Source organism: Streptomyces sp., from assembly GCF_019510245.1.
Classification (GTDB): Bacteria; Actinomycetota; Actinomycetes; order Streptomycetales; family Streptomycetaceae; genus Streptomyces.
In genome coordinates, this window is record NZ_JAEKKT010000115.1 from 19,026 (window position 1) to 38,485 (window position 19,460).

16 protein-coding genes and 2 pseudogenes are annotated in these 19,460 nt (G+C 71.3%); 11 read left to right on the forward strand and 7 right to left on the reverse strand.

From position 1 onward, the window contains the following. Window positions 1–35 precede the first annotated feature (35 nt). Entirely contained in the window at window positions 36–200 is a 165-nt protein-coding gene (locus tag JF597_RS07305; RefSeq protein WP_293990800.1) for a hypothetical protein, read from the reverse strand. Window positions 201–390: 190 nt separating this feature from the next. Next, complete coding sequence (locus JF597_RS07310) at window positions 391–963, reverse strand: TetR/AcrR family transcriptional regulator (RefSeq protein ID WP_293990801.1); 573 nt, start codon at window positions 961–963, stop codon at window positions 391–393. A 179-nt stretch (window positions 964–1,142) separates the two neighbouring features. On the opposite strand from JF597_RS07310, the gene JF597_RS07315 reads away from it, so the two are divergent. Beyond that, the gene (locus tag JF597_RS07315) at window positions 1,143–2,162 is read left to right on the forward strand and encodes an alcohol dehydrogenase catalytic domain-containing protein (RefSeq protein WP_293990802.1); all 1,020 of its coding nucleotides are present in this window, start codon (window positions 1,143–1,145) and stop codon (window positions 2,160–2,162) included. A gap of 137 nt (window positions 2,163–2,299) precedes the next feature. Here JF597_RS07315 and JF597_RS07320 read toward each other — a convergent pair whose 3' ends face one another. Then, window positions 2,300–3,199, reverse strand: coding sequence for an NAD-dependent protein deacetylase (locus JF597_RS07320; protein WP_293990803.1), 900 nt, complete (start codon window positions 3,197–3,199; stop codon window positions 2,300–2,302). A 252-nt stretch (window positions 3,200–3,451) separates the two neighbouring features. On the opposite strand from JF597_RS07320, the pseudogene JF597_RS07325 reads away from it, so the two are divergent. Continuing rightward, a pseudogene (locus JF597_RS07325) lies at window positions 3,452–3,623 on the forward strand (VOC family protein); the annotation flags it as partial. Between the two features lie 87 nt (window positions 3,624–3,710). Here JF597_RS07325 and JF597_RS07330 read toward each other — a convergent pair. Continuing rightward, window positions 3,711–4,244 carry a hypothetical protein gene (locus JF597_RS07330; protein ID WP_293990804.1) on the reverse strand — a complete coding sequence of 178 codons (534 nt, stop codon included), beginning with the start codon at window positions 4,242–4,244 and terminating at the stop codon, window positions 3,711–3,713. Window positions 4,245–4,302: 58 nt separating this feature from the next. On the opposite strand from JF597_RS07330, the gene JF597_RS07335 reads away from it, so the two are divergent. Next, entirely contained in the window at window positions 4,303–4,761 is a 459-nt protein-coding gene (locus JF597_RS07335; RefSeq protein WP_293990806.1) for a hypothetical protein, read from the forward strand. Between the two features lie 133 nt (window positions 4,762–4,894). On the opposite strand, the gene JF597_RS07340 is transcribed toward JF597_RS07335, so the two are convergent. After that, window positions 4,895–5,644 (reverse strand): hypothetical protein, encoded by a 750-nt coding sequence (locus tag JF597_RS07340; RefSeq protein ID WP_293990808.1) that lies wholly within the window; start codon window positions 5,642–5,644, stop codon window positions 4,895–4,897. A gap of 167 nt (window positions 5,645–5,811) precedes the next feature. Beyond that, a pseudogene (locus JF597_RS07345) lies at window positions 5,812–6,463 on the reverse strand (dihydrofolate reductase family protein). Window positions 6,464–6,851: 388 nt separating this feature from the next. Here JF597_RS07345 and JF597_RS07350 point away from each other — a divergent pair. The 5 genes from JF597_RS07350 to JF597_RS07370 all read left to right on the forward strand — a co-directional run bounded on the left by JF597_RS07350 (window position 6,852) and on the right by JF597_RS07370 (window position 13,173). After that, window positions 6,852–8,867 (forward strand): discoidin domain-containing protein, encoded by a 2,016-nt coding sequence (locus JF597_RS07350; RefSeq protein ID WP_293991007.1) that lies wholly within the window; start codon window positions 6,852–6,854, stop codon window positions 8,865–8,867. A gap of 14 nt (window positions 8,868–8,881) precedes the next feature. Next, window positions 8,882–9,472, forward strand: coding sequence for a TetR/AcrR family transcriptional regulator (locus JF597_RS07355; protein WP_293990810.1), 591 nt, complete (start codon window positions 8,882–8,884; stop codon window positions 9,470–9,472). Between the two features lie 103 nt (window positions 9,473–9,575). Beyond that, window positions 9,576–10,208 (forward strand): hypothetical protein, encoded by a 633-nt coding sequence (locus JF597_RS07360; protein WP_293990812.1) that lies wholly within the window; start codon window positions 9,576–9,578, stop codon window positions 10,206–10,208. A gap of 249 nt (window positions 10,209–10,457) precedes the next feature. Next, window positions 10,458–11,633 (forward strand): cytochrome P450, encoded by a 1,176-nt coding sequence (locus tag JF597_RS07365; protein WP_293990814.1) that lies wholly within the window; start codon window positions 10,458–10,460, stop codon window positions 11,631–11,633. A 112-nt stretch (window positions 11,634–11,745) separates the two neighbouring features. Then, on the forward strand, window positions 11,746–13,173 hold the full coding sequence (locus JF597_RS07370; protein ID WP_293990816.1) for an MFS transporter: 1,428 nt from the start codon (window positions 11,746–11,748) through the stop codon (window positions 13,171–13,173). A 135-nt stretch (window positions 13,174–13,308) separates the two neighbouring features. On the opposite strand, the gene JF597_RS07375 is transcribed toward JF597_RS07370, so the two are convergent. Further along, complete coding sequence (locus JF597_RS07375; RefSeq protein ID WP_293990818.1) at window positions 13,309–14,721, reverse strand: glutamate decarboxylase; 1,413 nt, start codon at window positions 14,719–14,721, stop codon at window positions 13,309–13,311. Window positions 14,722–14,987: 266 nt separating this feature from the next. Here JF597_RS07375 and JF597_RS07380 point away from each other — a divergent pair, with 266 nt between their 5' ends. From JF597_RS07380 to JF597_RS07390, 3 genes are all read left to right on the forward strand, one after another. After that, complete coding sequence (locus JF597_RS07380) at window positions 14,988–15,884, forward strand: aminoglycoside phosphotransferase family protein (protein WP_293990820.1); 897 nt, start codon at window positions 14,988–14,990, stop codon at window positions 15,882–15,884. A gap of 213 nt (window positions 15,885–16,097) precedes the next feature. Then, window positions 16,098–16,400: a putative quinol monooxygenase gene (locus JF597_RS07385; RefSeq protein ID WP_293990822.1), complete on the forward strand. Its 303-nt coding sequence runs from the start codon at window positions 16,098–16,100 to the stop codon at window positions 16,398–16,400. 428 nt (window positions 16,401–16,828) lie between these two features. Continuing rightward, on the forward strand, window positions 16,829–19,207 hold the full coding sequence (locus JF597_RS07390; RefSeq protein ID WP_293991009.1) for an endonuclease/exonuclease/phosphatase family protein: 2,379 nt from the start codon (window positions 16,829–16,831) through the stop codon (window positions 19,205–19,207). Window positions 19,208–19,460 lie beyond the last annotated feature (253 nt).

Consider the following 19,460-nt stretch of genomic DNA (forward strand, 5'->3'; position numbering starts at 1 on the left):
CTCGGCACGGCCGGCGTGCCGAGGTCTGCCGGCGGTCACTGCTCCGCGTCGGCCAGGGCCGGGGACTCGGGCTTCTCCTCGGGGGCGGCCGCGGTGCCGGTGACGATACGGCGGATCGTCTCCAGCGGCGGCTTCGGCGAACCGTCCGCGCAGAGCAGGCCGAAGAAGTCGTCGAGCGCTGTCGGCCATCGACGCGGCAACGCTCCACCCGGCCCCGATCAAGCCGCGGGCTCCGTGGGGGGCTGTCGCGTCCGGCGGTCCGCAAGGCAGTGTCCGGCCCTGTGCCGGACGGGCGCCTACGCGCCGGCGGACTGCCGGAAGCCCCGCAGTGGTGAGAGCGCGGCCCGGAGCTCGTGCGTGAGAGGCCCGGGACGCCCCGGGCGGGCGGGCTCAGCGCAGCACGACGTCGAACACCAGGCGGAAGAAGGCGTCGATGGGGGCGGAGGACTTGTCGGCGCGGGCCGCGATCAGGGCACCTTCCCAGGCGCTCAGGACGAAGAGCGCCGTCGCCGGCACGTCGAGCGAGGCGCTCGCCTGGCCCGATTCCTGGGCCTCGGTGAGTACGCGTTCGATGTGCGAGGCCCACTGCCGGAAGCCGCGCTGGACCGCCGCGCGGATCTCCTCGGAGTGGTCGGCCACCTCGGCGCCGAAGTTGCCTACCAGGCAGCCGCGGACGAAGCCGCTGTCCACCGTGTCCGAGCCCATGAACTCGAAGTGCGCCCGGAGGCGATCCAGCGGAGGCCGCCCGGCTGCGTCGAGCATGTCGAAACGCAGGCCGGCGGCATAGCGGTCGAGCGCCTCCAGGGCGCTCTCCTCCTTGCTGGCGAAGTGGTTGTAGAAAGAACCCTTAGGGGCGCCGGCGGCCGAGGTGATGTCGCTGATGCCGGTGGCGTTGAAGCCCCGGGTGCGGAACTGCTCCAGTGCCGCCTGCGCGATCTCCTCGCGCTTCGACGCACGTGCCATTCGGATCACCTCGATTTCAATATGTCCGGTCGTCTTGGCCGCTGTCAAGCCTGGTACGCGGCCCCGCGCACCCTCGGGACCGGGCTTGACGCCATCTAAGACGACTGGTCATATTGGTTGGGCTTCGGCACACAGAGTCCCGTCGGCCCTCGCCCGGCGGGCGCTACCAAGGAGTCACCATGTCCACCACCTACCGAGCCTTCGAAGCCACCGGGGTCCACAACCTGCGGCTGGTCGAGCGCGAACTGGCCGACCCGGCGCCCGGACACGTCCGCCTCCGGGTGGAGACCTGCGGCGTCTGTCACTCCGACGTCCTCGCCGTGGAGGGCCTGCGCGCCGACCCGTCGAGTCCGATCGTGCCCGGCCACGAGATCGTGGGCGTCATCGACGCCGTGGGGCCGGGGGTCACCGCATGGCACCCCGGCGACCGCGTCGGCGTCGGCTTCCTGAACGGGCACTGCGGGGAGTGCGAGCCGTGCCGCCGCGGCGACTTCGTCAACTGCCTCGACCAGGCGCAGACCGGCACGAACGTCGACGGCGGCTACGCCGAGGTGACCTACGCGCGCGCCAGCGGACTGGTCCGCATCCCCGAGGGCATGTCCGCGGCCGAGGCCGCCCCGCTGCTGTGTGCCGGACTCACCACCTTCTCCGCCCTCCAGCAGAACTCCGTCAGGGCGGGCAGCCTGGTGGCCGTGCAGGGCATCGGCGGGCTGGGACACCTCGCCCTCCAGTACGCGCGCAGCCTCGGGTACCGGGTCGCCGCCGTCGCCCGCGGCAGGGACAAGGAGCCGCTCGCCCGTGAGCTGGGAGCTCAGGAGTACATCGACAGCTCCGAGACGGACCCCGGCGAGGCGCTGGCCGGCCTGGGCGGCGCCTCGCTCGTCGTCGCCACGGCGTCGAGCGGCGCGTCCATGAACCCGCTGGTGCGCGGCCTGGCGCCCGGCGGGAAGCTCGTCGTCGTGGGTGCGGCGCCCGACCCGCTGTCGGTGGCCACCGCCGACCTGATCTTCGGCACCCGCAGCATCGTCGGCAGCCTGACGGGTTCGTCGATCGAGAACGAGGACAACCTCGGCTTCACCCTGGCCCACGGCATCCGCCCGTCGATCGAGACGATGCCCTTCGAGCGGGCCATGGACGCCTACGAGCGGATGCTCTCCGGCAAGGCGCGGTTCCGCGTCGTCCTCGACATCGCGGCCTGATCGTCACCGCCGTCACCGCCCGGGGCGGCTCACCCTCGAGTCACCGAAGCCACGTCATCGGTGTCGGCGGCGACGGCGCACTGCGACTTCGCCTTCCTGCCACGGCAAACGGCTGCGGCGCCCCCTGTGGCACCGCCTCAGTCCGTGGACCCGCCGTCGACCGCGATGCCCAACCGGTGGGCCACGGTGGTCAGGGCCGACCCGAGAGGGAGCGCGACCCGGGCGAGGGCGAGTGGGTCGCCCCGGGTCGGGTCCTGGTTGACGATCAGCACCGGCTTCCCCTCCTGGTGCGCCTGGCGGACGAACCGGAGTCCGGACATCACCGTCAGCGAGGAGCCCAGGACCAGCAGTGAGGACGCTTCACGGACCAGCCGCCGGCAGTGCTCGACGCGCTGCGGCGGAACCGCCTCGCCGAAGAACACGACGTCCGGTTTGAGGACGCCGCCGCAGCGGGCGCAGGGCACGACGCGGAAGTCCCCGACCTGCGCGTCGGTGAGGTCGGCGTCACCGTCCGGGTTGATGCCGGCGGCCACTGGGTCGAAGCCCGGGTTCTCGGCCTCCAGCCGCCGGGCGAGTTCGCCGCGCGGGCTGAAGACGCCGCAGGAGAGGCAGACGACCCGGTCGAGGCTGCCGTGGAGTTCCACGACGCCCTCGCTGCCGGCGGCCTGGTGCAGGCCGTCGACGTTCTGGGTGATCACAGCCGAGACATGGGCGTGCCGCGCGTAGGCAGCCACGGCCAGGTGCCCGGCGTTGGGGGTGGCACGGCCGAAGGTGCGCCGGCCGAGGTGGCTGCGCGCCCAGTAGCGGCGCCGCGCGTGGGCGCTGCCGGTGAACTCCTGGTAGGTCATCGGGGTGTGCCGGCTCAGGCTCCCGCCCTTGCCCCGGTAGTCGGGGATGCCTGACTCCGTGGAGATTCCCGCGCCGCTGAGCACCAGCACACCGCCGGTGCGCAGCGCGTGGACGACCGGTTCCAGATCGGTGATGCCCGGCGGCAGATCCGCGGCAGGGGTCCAGCTCAGGGTCGGGCGCATGCGCATGCCGCCAGGGTACGGAGTCGAGCCGCGATGCCGGGACGGCGTCAGCGGGCCGATGCCCCGCTCCCGTGGAGCGGGGTGTCAGACGGCCGTCAGCCGGGCTGGTCCAAGCCGTCCAGGCCCTCTCCGGCGGCGAGCCGCTCCCGAGCGGATGCGTCTCACCCGCGGCGCGATCCAGACCTTTCGCGGCTCGGCGCTCCGCGGACGTCGACAACGTGCCACCAGCTCCGTCCCAGGGACGACAGCGGGTGCCACCGGCCGCACGACATCCTGGGCACGCACCGCGTGATGTTCGTCGTCGACGACATCGAGGACACCGTCGCCCGTCTGCGCCCTCACGGCGCCGAACCGGTCGGCGAGATCGCCCGGTTCGAGGACAGCCTTCCTGCTCTGCTACCTCCGTGGCGCGGAGGGCATGCTGCGCTGAGCAGGAGGAACCGAACCACGAACGCCTCGGCGTCAGCCGGTCCCCGGGTCGCTTCGCCGGCTGAACCCCTGTTCGCAGAGCGCATCGTCAGCAATGCCTGCTGGTGAGCCAGAAGCAGGTACCGGCTCCCAGCCCGAACACGAGGTGTGCGCTGAGGTCCTCGGCCAGTGTCTTCGGGCTGTACTTCCAGATCGGCTGGTAGAGCCCGGCCTGCGGCAGGACCAGATACGCACCGGCCCACACAGCCGCGCCGAAGGGAATGCCGAGCAACGGGTTCGGGCGCCGGACCGATCCGGCGGCGATCCCGTACAGCGCACCCCAGGCGGAGCCGTACGACCAGTGCGTCGCGGTGCTCATGACCCACGCCCACCGGTCAGGGATCTCCCGCTGGGTGAACCCCTCCACCACCCGCTTCGCCACCTTGCCCGGATCCGGGGCCTCGTCCCAGCCTTCGACCGGTGCGAACTCCCAGTCCCTGGGGCTTGCGGTGCCTCCCCTGCGGCGGTACCGCAGATAGCGTGTGGCATCCATGCAGACCGTCCCCGCGACACCGGCGACGATGCCGTCGATGACGGCGGCCAGCGGCGTGAGAGGCCGTCGTCGCGGACGTCCGGTACTCATGATGCCCATCACCTCGACCACCTCGGGCAGCTGCCGGTGCCTAGGGTCGCGCTGTGGCGTGTCGGCTTGCAGGAAGTACAGAATCCCACCGGCCACCGTCGCCCGCACCCCAGGAGCGTCGCCGTCCGCCGACGGCGACCCGGCGAGCCTGCGGGCTCAGGCGGCCGGGGTGTGCGCGGACGCGTACCAGATCGGTACCACCGGGTACATCACGCGCGCCGGCAGGACCGTCGCGTCCGTCAAGCAGTTCTACTCGCCGTCCTGCGGCAAGAACTACGGCTACGTCTGGGTGTGGCAGAGCTTCCGGGACGCCGTCGGAGACTACGACGTGACCTCGGCCGTCTACAGCTACTCCCGGGACGAGGTCCTGGGCGAGCGTTCCTGGACCAACACCGCCGCCCAGGAGTTCTGGTCCAACGGCACCAGCACCGTGAGCGAGTGCACGGCCGGTTCGGGCACCGTACGGGCCGCCGGCGACCCCGCACCGGTTGGAGGCCACTCCGGCAAGCGCTGCTGAACTCATGCCCACGGTGGGGGAGGTGACCGATCGATCCTCCCCCACCTGAGGGGAAACCCACCTCGGAGCGCGGCGACGGGCGTCGCCCGGGGAGACGAGACCGCCATCCTCCCGCCCGCCTCGTGCGATCCGGTCAGGACGGGGAGGCGCCAGGCTTCGGCTTCCGGTTCACATCAGTCACGTTCGTGCCCTCCGTCTCCGGGGCCCCGAACGCTTCGACGATGACCCGATCGCCGACACCGGTGACCTCCAGAGCCAGGTGACTGCCCATCATGCGCAGGTCCAGTCGTGCCCGGAGCGCGCCCGACCGGTTCGGCATCCGGTGAATCCGCGACGCCGGGTAGTCCAATTCCGTCAGTCTCTCGTGCATGGTCCGGTAACTGGTCGCGCTCGCGTCCCTGAGCGCCTTGCTGATGCGCTTCACGTGCTCGCCGCCGTCACACTTCTCGACACCGGTCAGCGGCACCTCCTCGACCGGCTTGGCCTCGGTGGTGGCGGGAGCCGTGTCCGGCGGCGTCGGGCCGTCCACCGGAACCGGGATGTCTCCTCCGGCGTTCGGAATGCCCGGTGGGGTCTCACCTGCTCCGTATCTCGGCTCGGACGCTCCCTCCCAACCCGGCAGATCCTCGGGCTCGGGCACGCCACCACCGCTCGTGTCGGTGGGGGAGCCGGGAGCGCAGGCCCGATCGATGCGGGTCAGCAGTGCGAAGAACCGCATCTCCGGATCGTCGGCGCTCGCCGAGGCGGCCAGCGGGGCTGCCGTCGAGACGGCGCCCACTCCCGGGGTCCGATCGGTGGTGCTGTTCCGAGGGCCACAACCGGACAGGACCACGCAGCAGAGGGCGGCCGCGAGCGCGAGCCGCGGGAGGGATGCCGATCGCATGCACGCACTCTGCGGGATGCTGATGAGGGCACACATGAGTGCACGTACTCAACTCCTCCTGAGCCCCGCTCCGAGCACTCCATCTCGGCACTTGCCAAGAGGTACGGAGCCGCCCGCGACAGGGCGGCCCCGTACCTGAGACACGACACCTCCAGCGGGCCCTTGCCTCACTTCCGCCAGAACAGGTGGTGTGTCACGCCGCTCGGGCTGGGGATCACCTCCAGGTGGAACCGGTCGAGCAACTCGTCGGGGGATCCCCAGAGCCGTAGTCCGGACCCGAGCTTCACCGGCGAGACCGCCACGTGCATGGTGTCGACGAGGCCGGCGTCGAGGAACTGCCGGACGGTGGTGACCCCGCCGCCGAGTCGGACGTCCTTGCCCTGCGCCGCCTTACGGGCCCGTTCGAGGACCGTGGCGGGGGCGCCGTCGACGAAGTGGAACGTAGTGTCGGAGAGCGTGAACGACGGACGCGCGTGGTGGGTCATGACGAACACCGGCGTGCGGAAGGGGGGGCTCCTCGCCCCACCAGCCGCGCCACTCGTCATCCTGCCAGGGCCCGCGCTGGGGCCCGAACTTGTTGCGGCCCATGATCTCGGCACCGATGTTGCGCGGGAAGTCCCGCGTGAAGTAGTCGTCGAGCCCCCGGGTCCCGCCGGGCTCCGTGCGCATGGGCCAGCTCGCCGTGGCCCCCGCCCAGGCGAACAGCCTCTCGGCGTGATCGAGGCCGAACGGGTTCTCGAGACTCTGGTCCTCGCCGGCACCGGCAGCGACGCCGTCACTCGAGATGACGAAGTTCATGACCCTCAGTAGTTGTTCCATCGGCTTTCTCACCGCATCCTGTCCCATCCTCGCAGGGCCGGGCGCCCCGCATCATGACGTCGAACGGGATACGGCCGGATCGACAGCCGGACGGGAAAATCTTCCGCGGCTCCCCGGGGAGCGGTCCCGTGGGCCCTGCGGCCGTCGCTGCCACCACCTGTGTCGCAACCGTCCGACACGGTCCAGCCGGCCGTTCTGCACCGGCACGGGCCCTTCAGGTCAAGCGTCCCGGACACTTGACTCGGTAGACGCGCGGCCCGATCCTCGTCCAAGTATTGCGCGGTCCATGACAATCCCATGGTTTCGTCAACCGCGCCCTCCCGCCGACCGAGGGACGTGGGCCGTGACGCCGACTCGACGCTCTTACCGCAGACGCAAGAACGTCACCATGCTGTCGCTGCTGCTCCTGGTACTGGCCATGGCCCTCGGGCCCACCCCGAGCTCGGCGGCCGGCGACGAGTGGTGGATCCCGACCGCACGCCCCGCCCCGGACCTCCAGATCGGCGTCACCGGCGAGCCGTTCACCGGCACCGACGCGGCAGGCGAGGTGCGGGGGTTCGTCGACGCGCACAACCACCTCTTCGGCAACGAGGCCTTCGGCGGCCGGCTGATCTGCGGCAAGGTCTTCTCCGAAGCCGGTGTCGCCGACGCCCTGAAGGACTGCCCCGAGCACTACCCCGACGGCACCCTCGCGCTCTTCGACTACATCACCCACGGCGGCGACGGCAAGCACGACCCGGTCGGCTGGCCGACCTTCAAGGACTGGCCCGCGTACGACTCGATGACCCACCAGGCCGACTACTACGCCTGGGTGGAGCGGGCCTGGCGCGGCGGCCAGCGCGTGCTCGTCAACGACCTGGTCACCAACGGCATGATCTGCTCGATCTACCCCTTCAAGGACCGCGGTTGTGACGAGATGACCTCGATCCGGCTGCAGGCCAGGATGACCTACGCGCTCCAGGCGTACATCGACAAGATGTACGGCGGCACCGGCAAGGGCTGGTTCCGCGTCGTCACCGACAGCGCACAGGCGCGGCAGGTCATCGAGCAGGGCAAACTCGCCGTCGTCCTCGGTGTGGAGACCTCCGAACCCTTCGGCTGCAAGCAGATAATCGACATCCCGCAGTGCAGCAAGGAGGACATCGACAAGGGCCTCGACGAGCTGTACGCGCTCGGCGTCCGCTCCATGTTCCTCTGCCACAAGTTCGACAACGCGCTGTGCGGCGTCCGCTTCGACTCCGGCGGCCTCGGGACGGCCATCAACGTCGGCCAGTTCCTGTCCACCGGCACCTTCTGGCAGACGGAGAAGTGCACCGGCCCGCAACACGACAACCCCATCGGGAGCGCCTCCTCGCAGGCGGAGTCCGACCTGCCGGCCGGCGTGGACGTCCCCGCGTACGACTCGGACGCGCAGTGCAACAAGCGCGGCCTCACCGAGCTCGGAGAGTACGCGGTGCGCGGCATGATGAAACGCAAGATGATGCTGGAGATCGACCACATGAGCGTCAAGGCCGTCGGCCAGGCGCTGGACATCCTGGAGTCGGCCTCCTACCCCGGCGTGATCTCCTCGCACAGCTGGATGGACCTGAACTGGACCGAGCGGGTCTACTCCCTCGGCGGCTTCGTCGCCCAGTACATGCACGCCTCCACGGGCTTCGTCGCGGAAGCCGCCCGGACCAAGGCGCTGCGCGACAAGTACGGCGTGGGCTACGGCTACGGCACCGACTTCAACGGCATCGGCGACCATCCCGCCCCGCGCGGCGCCGACGCCGCGAACAAGGTGACGTACCCCTTCAGGAGCGTCGACGGCGGCTCCGTCATCGACAGGCAGACCTCCGGCGAGCGCACCTTCGACATCAACACCGACGGCGCGGCGCACGTCGGCATGATCCCCGACTGGATCGAGGACATCCGGCAGGTCGGCGGACAGGACGTGGTGAACGACCTGTTCCGCGGCGCCGAGTCCTACCTCGGCACCTGGAGGGCCACCGAACAACACCAGGCGTCGGTGAACCTCGCCAAGGGCCGATCGGCGACGGCCAGTTCGTCCGAGTCGAACCCGTTCACCAGTTACCAGCCGGGCCGCGCCGCCGACGGCGACGACGCCACCCGCTGGGCCGGCGACTGGAGCGACGACCAGTGGTGGCAGGTCGACCTGGGCTCCACCCACCTGGTCTCCCGGGTGACGCTCGACTGGGAGCGCGCGTACGGCAAGTCGTACCGCATCGAACTCTCCACCGACGGCACGGACTGGCAGACCGCCTGGTCCACCACGAGCGGTGACGGCGGCCTGGACACAGCCCGGTTCACCGGCACTCCGGCCCGCTACGTCCGCATCCACGGTCTCGACCGCGGCACCGACTGGGGATACTCGCTCTACGAGGTCGGGGTCCACAGCGCCTGAGGCGGAGGTTCACGATGGCACGCATGCCGTCGGCACGGCGACGCGAGCAGCTGACGGAAGCGGCGATCACGACGATGGCCCGGGACGGCGTCGCCAAGGCGACGACCCGGGCCATCGCCGCCGAGGCCGGCGTGTCGCTGAGCGTCTTCCACTACTGCTTCGACTCCAAGCAGGCCCTGATCGAGTCCGTCATCACCGCCCTCACCGACCACTCGGTGACCGTGGTGCGGGAAGCACTGCGGCCCAGGGCCACGCTGGAGGAGACCGTCAGGGCCGGCTTCGCGGCGTACTGGGAGCACGTCCGCGACCACCCCGACGAACACATGCTCACCTATGAACTGACGCAGTACGCGCTTCGCGAGCCTGGATTCGGGCACCTGGCCCGCCGGCAGTACGAGCTGTACGGCACCGCCTACTCCGAGCTGATCGAGCAGCTGCACCGCAGCCGTGACCTGCAACTCCGCGTCCCCGTCTCCGTGCTGGCCCGCTATCTCGCCGCCGTGACCGACGGCCTGACCCTCAACTACCTCGTCCTCGGCGACGAGTCGGCCTGGAACGACGTCCTCGACACGGTCACCGCCCACATCGCCGCTCTCGTCGCCTGACGGCCCCTCGGCGCGTCGGCTTCACGTGCACGCACCCTGTGCGGTCACACTGTCCCGACCACTACCAGCGACCCCGCCGGGACCACGAGGGACGGGCAGACGTATGACGAGGGTGTTCCGGCCGGGCGCCCGGCGCTCCCGGCTGCGCTTCGACGGCTGGATCGCGGGCCTCGGCACCACCTCCGGCACCCGCGTCGTCCTGGGCCACTGGCTCCGCTCGCCGTTCGGCCCGTTCAGCGACGTGATGGTGGAACGAGACGACGGGGAACGGCTGTTGCTCGCCCCGACCCCGCGGACGGCGGAGTTCGTCGGCGGCACCTACCGCTTCGACACCGTGCGCGTCGTACCGGTCGACGTCGCCGTCGTCGCGGACAGCTGGACCGTCACGGCAGGTTCGCTCCGCCTGCACTTCACCACCGGCCGCCGCACGCCCCTCGGCCGTCTGCTGCACGCCGTCCCGGGCCCGCTCGCCGGCCGCCCGGCGTGGGCCGTCGTCACGGACGGCGTCGCCCGCGTGCTGCTGCCCGGCGTACGGACCCGGGGCAGCGCGGGCGGAGGCCGCAGGGAGTGGTACGGCGCGCGGGACCTGCTCGCGATCCGCGAACTGTCCGGCGCCTACGACGACGAGAACCTGGGTGCGCTCGCACCGGTCGAACCGCCCGTGCGCTTCGGCTTCGGCTCGGTACCACGCACCCCCGCTCTCACCCGGGTCACCACGACGGTCGAGGCGCAGTGAGCCCTTCCCCTCCCGTGGGCCCAGGGCCGGGACCGAACTCGCAGCGCTGCGTCCCTACGAACGACGGCCGCTCCCCGTCGAGTTGAAGCCGCACCCGAGGGACGCCCCCGTCGTCCGGACGGATCCGGGCGGTGCCGGCGCGGCCTGCGGCAGCCCCGGGTGAGGAGCCCACACCCGCCGCCGACCTGGCTGCGTGCCGTGGTTACGATGACGCGTGAACCGTTTCCCTGCTCCCGGCCGGACGGCGTGATGAGCACCGCCGTGTCGTTCCCCCTCGGCGCCTCGACCACGCTCGCCGAACTCGCCCGGGATCCGCACCCGCGTCTCGCGCTGCTGCGCGCCCACGAGCCGGTGACATGGCTGCCCGAGCTGAACGGATGGCTGGTCACCCGCCGCGATCTCGCGCTCGACGTGATGCGGGACTCCGCCACCTTCACCGTCGACGACCCCCGCTTCACCACCGCCCAGGTCGTCGGGCCGAGCATGCTGTCCCTGGACGGCACCGCGCACACCCGCCACCGAGAGCCCTTCGCGGCACCCTTCCGGCCCCGAAGGGTGCACGACGGCTTCGCCGCGTTCATAGAGCAGGAGACCGACCGCCTCCTCACCGCCCTGGAACCGGCGGGCGCCGCCGAACTGCGCCGTTCCTTCGCCGGACCGCTCGCGGTGGCCGTCGTGACCGAGGCGCTCGGACTGGTCGGGACCACCACCGACACCGTGCTCAGCTGGTACGACGCCATCGTGCGGTCGGTCTCGGACCTCACCGCGGGCCTGGAGGCGGGCCCGGCGGGTCCCGCCGCGTACGCACAGCTGCGGGACGCAGTCGAGGCCACCGTCACCGACCGGGACGCCTCCTCGCTCCTCGTCTCGGCCGCAGAGCGACTGGAACTGCCCGAAGTCGCCTCCAACGCGGCGGTCCTGATGTTCGGCGGCATCGAGACGACCGAGGGAATGATCACCAACGCCCTGCTCCACCTGCTCGAGAACCCCGGCCAACTCGCCCTCGTGCAGCGCGATTCCAGCCTGCTGGACGGAGCCGTCGAGGAGTCCCTGCGCCTGGAGCCCGGCGCGGCGGTGGTCGACCGCTACGCCACCCGCGACACCATTCTCGGCCCGGCCACCATCCGCGGGGGCGACCTCGTCAGCGTCTCCCTGACGGGCGCCAACCGTGACCCGGCCGTCTTCACCGACCCGGACCGTTTCGACGTCCGCCGCGCCGAGGCCCGCCTGCAACTGGCCTTCGCCCACGGCCCGCACCACTGCCTCGCCGCCCACCTCGCCCGGCTCGAGACCCGCATCGCCCTCCAGCGCCTGCTCGAACGCCTCCCCGGCCTCCGCTCCGACCCGCAGCGCCCCGCCACACCGTACGGCCTGGTCTTCCGCAAGCCGGACGCCCTGCACGTGCTGTGGGACACCCCGGCCTGACGGCCCTCACCCGGCGACCCTGAATCTCTGCATATCTACCCTATTGTGGCTTTTGATGTCGGGTGTCAGGTTTCGGGTGTCGGGTCACTGTGGACGGGATGGAGTTGGGGCCGTGGCGTTCGCGGAGTCGGCCGACGGCGGTGCGGCGAAGCCCTCGCCCGATGCGGTCCCGGAGCCCCGGCAACGCTCCTGGGCACCGCTGCTCGCGGTGTGCGCGGGGTACTTCATGGTGATCCTGGACGTGACGGCCATCAACGTCGCCGTGCCGGTGATCGGCCGGGAACTGGCGGCCTCGCTCACCGGCATCCAGTGGATCACCGACGGGTACACCCTGGTCTTCGCCGGATTCCTGCTGACCGGTGGCGCACTGGGTGACCGGCTGGGCAACCGGCGGGTCTTCTGCGCGGGCGTGGCGGTGTTCACGCTGTCCTCCGCCGCCTGTGCGCTCGCGGCAAGCGCCCCGTTCCTCGTCGCGGCCCGGCTGGTGGAGGGGCTGGGCGCGGCCCTGATCGTGCCCGGCTCGCTGGCCCTGCTCCAGCAGGCCTACCCGGCGACGGCCGCACGCGCCCGGGCCTTCGGGCTGTGGGGTTCGATGGCGGGCATCGCGGCGGCCGCTGGGCCGCTCCTGGGCGGACTGCTCGTCTCCAGCCTGGGCTGGCGCTGGGTGTTCCTCATCAACCTGCCCGTCGGCGTGGCCTGCCTGGTATTGACGCTGCGGCACGTCACACGCTCGCCCCGGCGTGCCGACCGGGCCCTGGACTGGCCGGCGCAGTGCGCGGTGATCGCGACGGCGGCACTGCTGACCGCGGCGCTCAACGAGGCCGGACGGCGCGGCTGGTCCGATCCCGCCGTACTCGCCGGGCTGGGCCTGGCGGTGCTGGCCGCCGCGGCGTTCGCGGTGCGCGAGCGGCTCGCCCGCTCGCCGGTCCTGCCGCCGAGCCTGCTGCGCTCCCGGGCGATGAGCGGGGGAGCCGCCATCGGCCTGCTGTTCAACTTCGGCTTCTACGGCATGGTGTTCACCGCCAGCCTGGAGTTCCAGCACCAGCGCCACTTCAGCGCCCTCGGCACCGGGCTGGCGCTGTTCCCCGCGGTGGCGATGACCATGTTCGCCTCCGTCCTGTCCGGGCGGCTGACCCGCCGTACCGGCGATCGTCCGTTGGTGGTCTCCGGCATGCTGCTGGCCGCCCTGGGCCTGGCCGGCTGGGCCGCCGCGGGTGCCGACCCCGCCTACCCGTTGCTGGTGGTCCCGATGATGGCCGCGGGATTCGGTACCTCCTTCGCCCTCACCGGCTCCACCGCCACCGTGATGGGTGCCGCGCCCTCGGCGTACTCGGGTGCCGCCTCCGCCCTGTTCAACACCACCCGCCAGATCGGCAGTGCCACGGGCGTCGCGCTCGGCGGCAGCCTGCTCGCCACGGCCACCGACTACGACACCGGCCTGCGCACCGCCATGGCGGTCGGCGCGGTCGCCTACCTGGGCGCCGCGGGCCTCGCGTGGCTGTGCGTACCGGCCCTGCCGAGAGAACCCACGGCGTCCTGAGACCGTCGTACAGACCTGTGCGGGGCGGCCGGCCCGCAGCGGTGGGGCCGGTCCCGCCGGGCTCGTACCCGAAGGAGGTGAAAGGGCGGCGGACCGATGTGCCGGGGCCGGTCTGTGTCGGTGTGGCTTCCGGGGCTATGCGGTGGTGCCGGCGTGCGCCGGCTCCGGGGTGATGGCCGGTGGCTCGACGGTCGGTGCGGGCATGGACCGGCGGGGGTGGAGCTGCCGGGTGACTTCCGTCAGGTCGGCGATGAACGAGCTCGCGAGCTCGGCGGTGAACCCGGTGCGGACGACGAGGCGCAGGACCGAGACGTCCTGGCAGGGGGCGGGGAAGGTGTATGCGGGCAGGTGCCAGCCGCGTGCGTGCATGGCGCGCGAGACGTCGAAGACGGTGAAGCCGTGCGTTCCCGGCGCGAGGCGGAAGGCGAGGGCGGGGAGTTCGGATCCGTCGGTGACGAGTTCGTAGGGCGGTACGGCCCTGATGCGGGCCGCGAGGGCACGGGCCGTCGTACGGCTCTGGACCGCGAGGTGGCGCAGACCCTCGTGGCCGTACCGCAGGAAGCTGTAGTACTGCGCGACGACGTGGGCGCCCGGACGGGAGAAGTTGAGGGTGAAGCTGGGGGAGCGGCCGCCGAGGTAGTCCACCTCGAAGACCAGGTCGTCCGGAAGAGCCTCGGTGTCGCGCCACAGGGCCCATCCGAGACCCGGGAAGACGTGCCCGTACTTGTGCCCCGAGGTGTTGATGGAGGCGACGCGTTCGAGCTGGAAGTCCCACATCAGACCCGGGTCGAGGAACGGGGCCACCATCGCGCCGGAGGCGCCGTCGACGTGCACGGGGATGTCGGTGCCGGTCGCGGCCTGGTAGCCGTCCAGGGCCATGCAGATGTCGGCGACGGGCTCGTAGGAACCGTCGTAGGTGGAGCCGAGGACGGTGACGACGCCGATGGTGTTGTCGTCGCAGTAGGCCGTCAGGGTGTCGGGCGTGAGGTGGTAGCGGCCGGGCTCCATCGGGACGTAACGCGGCTCGACCTCGAAGTAGTTGGCGAACTTCTTCCAGCACACCTGGACGTTCGCCCCCATCACCAGGTTGGGGCGGGCCGTGTCCTTCACCTGCGCGCGCCGGCGCTGCTGCCAGCGGCGCTTGAGCGCGAGGCCGCCCAGCATCGCCGCCTCGCTGGAGCCGGTGGTGGAACAGCCGCGGACCTGCTCCGGGTGCGGTGCGTGCCACAGCCGGGCGAGCATCCGCACACAGCGCTCCTCCATGGCGGTGATCTTCGGGTACTCGGCCCGGTCCGCGAGGTTCTTCTCCGCGGTGTCGGCCATCAGCTGCCGTGCCTGCGGTTCCATCCAGGTGGTCACGAAGGTGGCGAGGTTGCGCTGTGCGTTGCCGTCGAGCGCGAGTTCGTCGCGTACCTGCTGCAGTACGAGGTCGGGCGGGGAGGCGGCCGGCGGCAGTTCGTCGGCGGGTCCGGGCAGGTGGGTGGCGGTGGGCGGGGTGAGGGTGTCGAGGTCGGTCGCGGAGATGACGTCGGTATCCGGGATGGGCATGTGCGTCTCGGTGCTTTCTGGTCCGTGTGGCCCCCGTGCACCTTCGACGCTAGATCGCCGAGCGGTACCGCATCTGTGCCGATTACACCGATCCAGCGACCGGTTTGCGGACCGATGAACTGAATTTTCCCTGGCGTATACGGGCGGACGGTGGCCGGGGGTGAGAAGCGGGCCGTGGGGGTTCCTCATCGGCCGCAGGCCCGTCGCCGTCGTTGTCGCCGATCTGCCGACGCCGCGGCCGCCCGTCTCGACTAGGGTGAGTCGGCATGATCGAATCCGAGATCGAGATCGGCGAGGATCTGGTCCGCGACCTGCTGCGGGAACAGCATCCGGATCTGGCCGGGCTGCCCATCCGCGAGGTGGAGGGCGGCTGGGGCAACCAGATGTGGCGCCTCGGTGACGAGTTGGCCGTCCGGATGCAGCGGATGGACCCGAGCCCCGATCTGCAGCTCAAGGAGCGCCGGTGGCTGCCGGCGCTGGCCCCGTGCCTGCCGCTGCCGATCCCGACCCCGGTGCGGAGCGGCGCACCGTCCGAGCGCTTCCCCAAGGTCTGGACCGTCATGACATGGGTCGAAGGCACGCCACTGGACCACGGCTCGATCACGCGCGTCGACCACGCGGCGGAGACGCTGTCGGGCTTCCTCAGGGCGCTGCACGTGGAGGCGCCCGCCGACGCACCGACCGCTTCGGACTTCGGCGCGCATCCCAAGGACTGCACGGACGGCTTCGACCACTTCTTCCAGGCCGTTGCCCCTGCCGACCTCGCCGACGGGATCCGTGCAGTCTGGGGCGAAGCGGTGGCGGCCCCGCGGTGGGAGGGCCCACCGGTGTGGGTGCACGGCGATCTGCATCCCGCGAACGTCGTCGTCGCGGACGGGACACTGGCCGGTGTCGTCGACTTCGGCGCACTCTTCGCCGGCGACCCGGCGTGGGACCTCGCGGCCGCCTGGCTGCTGCTCCCCGCCGGCGGCGCCGCGCGGTTCTTCGACAGCTACGCGCAGGCGGACGAGGCGGCGGTACGACGGGCGCGCGGACTGGCCGCGATGAAGAGCCTGTTCCTGATGCTGATGGGCCGGAACGGTGACCGCGGCCTGCCCGGCGGCAAGCCGCACTGGGGGCCCGCAGGCCGGTCGGCACTCGATCGCGTCCTGAAGGGCCTTTGACGGCGGCAGGGATCCTGCTGGCCCTGGCCCGCTCCGCTCCGCTCCTCGGAACGGGAACGGGAACGGGAACGGGAACGGGAACGGGAACGGGAACGGGCAGCGAAATGCGATCAGGGCGAGTCCATCGGGTCGCGGCGGGGTGCCGGCCGCGTCGCCCGAGGAGGTGGCCATGATGGTGCCTCGTGACAACAGCCCCGAGGAAGGCGGCGTGACATGGCCTATGGCTACATCGGCTCGATGAAGACCCGGCCGGGCAAGCGTGACGACGTGGTTGCGCTCCTGCTCTCCGGAGCGGAGAGTCTCCGCGAACTCGGCTGCAGCAGCTACGTGGTGGGCCTGGCCGCCGATGACCCGGACACGATCGTGGTCACGGAGGTCTGGGAATCGAAGGACCACCACGACGCATCCCTGCGGTTGCCCGAGGCCAAGGAAGCGATCGCTGCCGCCATGCCCATGCTCACGGGCGAGTTCACCAGTCGCGAACTGGTTGTCGCCGGCGGCCTCGGCGCCGGTTGACGCAGCGTTCGGCAGCGTCGCGGAGGCGGTGAGCGTCACGGTCGGGCGCGACCGGGCGCGACCGGGTGCGACCGGGCGGCGGCCACCGCGTGGATCGACGCGACCCGCACCGCGGCGCGGAGCGCGTTGGGCGCTCGGCAAGGCGCCGGACCCGTTGGCCGGACACGCGGGAACTCCGGGCTCCGGAACCGGAATACGGGACCTCCGTTTGTATCGCAGAGTTCATCTCCCAAGTGCTGCGGTCGCATTGTCTACGCGCGTATCTTGGCCCGGTCCGTACGCCCGGGCGGGCCCGGTGCGCTCGCGCACCCGCGTCATGCCGTCCGTATGAAGGAGACCCCTCCGTGTCGCACCCCTCCGAGGCCGCCGAGCCCCGCCCGCAGCGCTCCAGACGTAAGCGCGTCCTGCCCTACGGCATCGCGGGTGCCGTGGTGCTCGCCACAGCCGGTCTGAGCGTCAACGCCCTGGCCGCCTCACACGAGGCCCTGATCGCCGAGGTCTACGGAGGCGGCGGCAACTCGGGTGCCACGTACACCAACGACTTCGTGGAGCTGGCCAACGCGGGCAGCGGCCCGGTGGACCTGAGCGGGTACAGCGTCCAGTACCTGCCGGGCGCGCCGACCGCCTCCTCCAAGTGGCAGTCGACCCCGCTCACCGGTTCGCTCGCGGGCGGCGGCCGCTACCTGGTCCAGGAGGCCGCGGGCGCGGGCGGCACCAAGGCGCTTCCGACCCCCGACGCCACCGGCTCCATCAACATGTCGGGCACCAACGGCACCATCGCGCTGGTCACCGGCAGCGACCCGCTGACCTGCCTCACCGCCACCGACTGCCTGGCGGACTCGCGGGTGAAGGACCTGGTCGGATTCGGCACCGCCGTGGTGCACGAGGGCAACGGCGCGGCGGCCGGCGCGAGCAACACCGCGTCCGTGTCGCGTGCCGCCTCCCTCGCCGACACCGACGACAACGCCGCGGACTTCACCGCGGGCGACCCCTCGCCGCAGAACAGCGGGGACACCGGTGGCACCCCCACCGACCCGCCGTCCTCGCCGCCGCCCACCACCCCGCCGGCCACCCCGGCGAAGATCCACGACATCCAGGGCGACACCCGCCTCTCGCCGCTCAACGGCAAGGCCGTCTCGGGTGTCACCGGCATCGTCACCGGCGTCCGCGGGTACGGCTCCTCGCAGGGTTTCTGGGTCCAGGACCCGAACCCCGACGCGGATCCCCGCACCAGCGAGGGCATCTTCGTCTTCACCGGTTCGGCCACGCCCACCGTGAAGGTCGGCGACAGCGTCTCCCTCGACGCGACGGTCCAGGAGTACTACCCGGGCGGCCAGGACACCGGCATACAGTCGGTCACCGAACTGACCAAGGCCACGGTGACCGTGGTGTCCAGCGGCAACGCCGTGCCGGCCCCGGTCGTCCTCGACGAGCGTTCGGTGCCCGAGCAGTTCGCCCCGCAGGCGGGCGGCGCGAGCATCGAGAACCTGCCGCTGCGCCCGGACGAGTACGCCCTCGACACCTACGAGTCGCTGGAGGGCATGAACGTCCGCATCGGCAGCAGCCGTGTGGTCGGCGCGACGGACTCGTACTCCGAGCTGTGGGTGACGGTCCAGCCGGACCAGAACCCCACCAAGCGGGGCGGCACCCTGTACAAGGGCTACGACGACCCCAACTCGGGGCGCCTCATGGTCCAGTCGCTGATCCCGACCGCCCAGCAGGCGTTCCCCGTGGCGAACGTGGGCGACACGCTGGCCGGCACCACCGAGGGCCCGCTGGACTACAACCAGTTCGCCGGCACCTACGCGGTCCAGGCCCGCACCATCGGTACCGTCACCAAGGGTGACATCAAGCCCGAGGTGACGGCGAAGCAGAGCTCCTCGCAGGTGAGCGTCGCCACGTACAACGTGGAGAACCTCGCCCCGGACAACGCGCAGACGAAGTTCGACGCGCTCGCCAAGGGCCTGGTGACGAACCTCCGTTCGCCCGACATCGTCGCGCTGGAGGAGATCCAGGACAACAGCGGCGCCACCGACGACGGTACGGTCGCCGCCGACAAGACGCTGGGCAAGCTGGTCGACGCGATCGTCGCGGCCGGCGGCCCGCGTTACGAGTGGCGGCAGATCGACCCCGTCAACGACAAGGACGGCGGCCAGCCGGGCGGCAACATCCGCCAGGTGTTCCTGTTCAACCCCGACCGTGTGCAGTTCACCGACCGTCCGGGCGGCGACTCCGCCACGGCCGTCGGTGTGACCGGTACGGGTGCCGACACGCACCTGACCGCGTCGCCCGGCCGCATCGCGCCGACGGACGACGCCTGGACCTCCTCGCGCAAGCCTCTGGCCGGTGAGTTCACCTTCCGCGGCAAGACGCTCTTCGTCATCGCCAACCACTTCAACAGCAAGGGCGGCGACCAGGCGATCGACAGCCGCGTGCAGCCGCCGGCGCGCAGCTCCGAGGCGCAGCGCAACCGCCAGGCCCTGGTGGAGCGGGAGTTCGTCGAGTCACTGGAGAAGGCGAACCCGAAGGCCGACCTCGTCGTCCTGGGCGACCTGAACGACTACCAGTTCTCGCCCGCGGTCACCGCACTCACGGCGAACGGCACGATCCTCACCGACCTGGTGAACACCCTGCCGGTCAAGGAGCGTTACTCGTACGTCTACGAGGGCAACTCCCAGGTGCTGGACCACATCCTGGTCAGCCCGGGCCTGAAGCACGACGCCGACTACGACGTGGTGCACATCAACAGCGAGTTCGCCGCGCAGACCAGCGACCACGACCCGCAGATCGTGCGCGTGAAGCCGTAACGGTCCGATCGGCCTCGCCGCAACCGGCCGGGACCGGCAGCCCGCCCCCGCGGTTCTCGTTCCGCCGATCTGTGTCGGCGCGAGGACCGCGGGGACGGCGGAGAGCACCCTGACGCTCGACCCTGCGGCCCGCCCGCGCCGCGTCGGCGACGGTCGCGGGTGGTGAGACATCGCACTTCACGGTCTGGTCGCCGATGCCGAGCCGGTCGGCGATCTCGGCGTCGGTGCAGGCTTCGGCGACCAGCAGCAGCAC

Bases quoted from the DNA above. Each gene is read 5' to 3' on its own strand.
- JF597_RS07310 (WP_293990801.1), bottom strand. From the start codon at position 963: ATGGCACGTGCGTCGAAGCGCGAGGAGATCGCGCAGGCGGCACTGGAG.
- JF597_RS07315 (WP_293990802.1), top strand. From the start codon at position 1,143: ATGTCCACCACCTACCGAGCCTTCGAAGCCACCGGGGTCCACAACCTG.
- JF597_RS07320 (WP_293990803.1), bottom strand. From the start codon at position 3,199: ATGCGCATGCGCCCGACCCTGAGCTGGACCCCTGCCGCGGATCTGCCG.
- JF597_RS07330 (WP_293990804.1), bottom strand. From the start codon at position 4,244: ATGAGTACCGGACGTCCGCGACGACGGCCTCTCACGCCGCTGGCCGCC.
- JF597_RS07340 (WP_293990808.1), bottom strand. From the start codon at position 5,644: ATGCGATCGGCATCCCTCCCGCGGCTCGCGCTCGCGGCCGCCCTCTGC.
- JF597_RS07350 (WP_293991007.1), top strand. From the start codon at position 6,852: ATGCTGTCGCTGCTGCTCCTGGTACTGGCCATGGCCCTCGGGCCCACC.
- JF597_RS07355 (WP_293990810.1), top strand. From the start codon at position 8,882: ATGGCACGCATGCCGTCGGCACGGCGACGCGAGCAGCTGACGGAAGCG.
- JF597_RS07360 (WP_293990812.1), top strand. From the start codon at position 9,576: ATGACGAGGGTGTTCCGGCCGGGCGCCCGGCGCTCCCGGCTGCGCTTC.
- JF597_RS07365 (WP_293990814.1), top strand. From the start codon at position 10,458: ATGAGCACCGCCGTGTCGTTCCCCCTCGGCGCCTCGACCACGCTCGCC.
- JF597_RS07375 (WP_293990818.1), bottom strand. From the start codon at position 14,721: ATGCCCATCCCGGATACCGACGTCATCTCCGCGACCGACCTCGACACC.
- JF597_RS07380 (WP_293990820.1), top strand. From the start codon at position 14,988: ATGATCGAATCCGAGATCGAGATCGGCGAGGATCTGGTCCGCGACCTG.
- JF597_RS07385 (WP_293990822.1), top strand. From the start codon at position 16,098: ATGGCCTATGGCTACATCGGCTCGATGAAGACCCGGCCGGGCAAGCGT.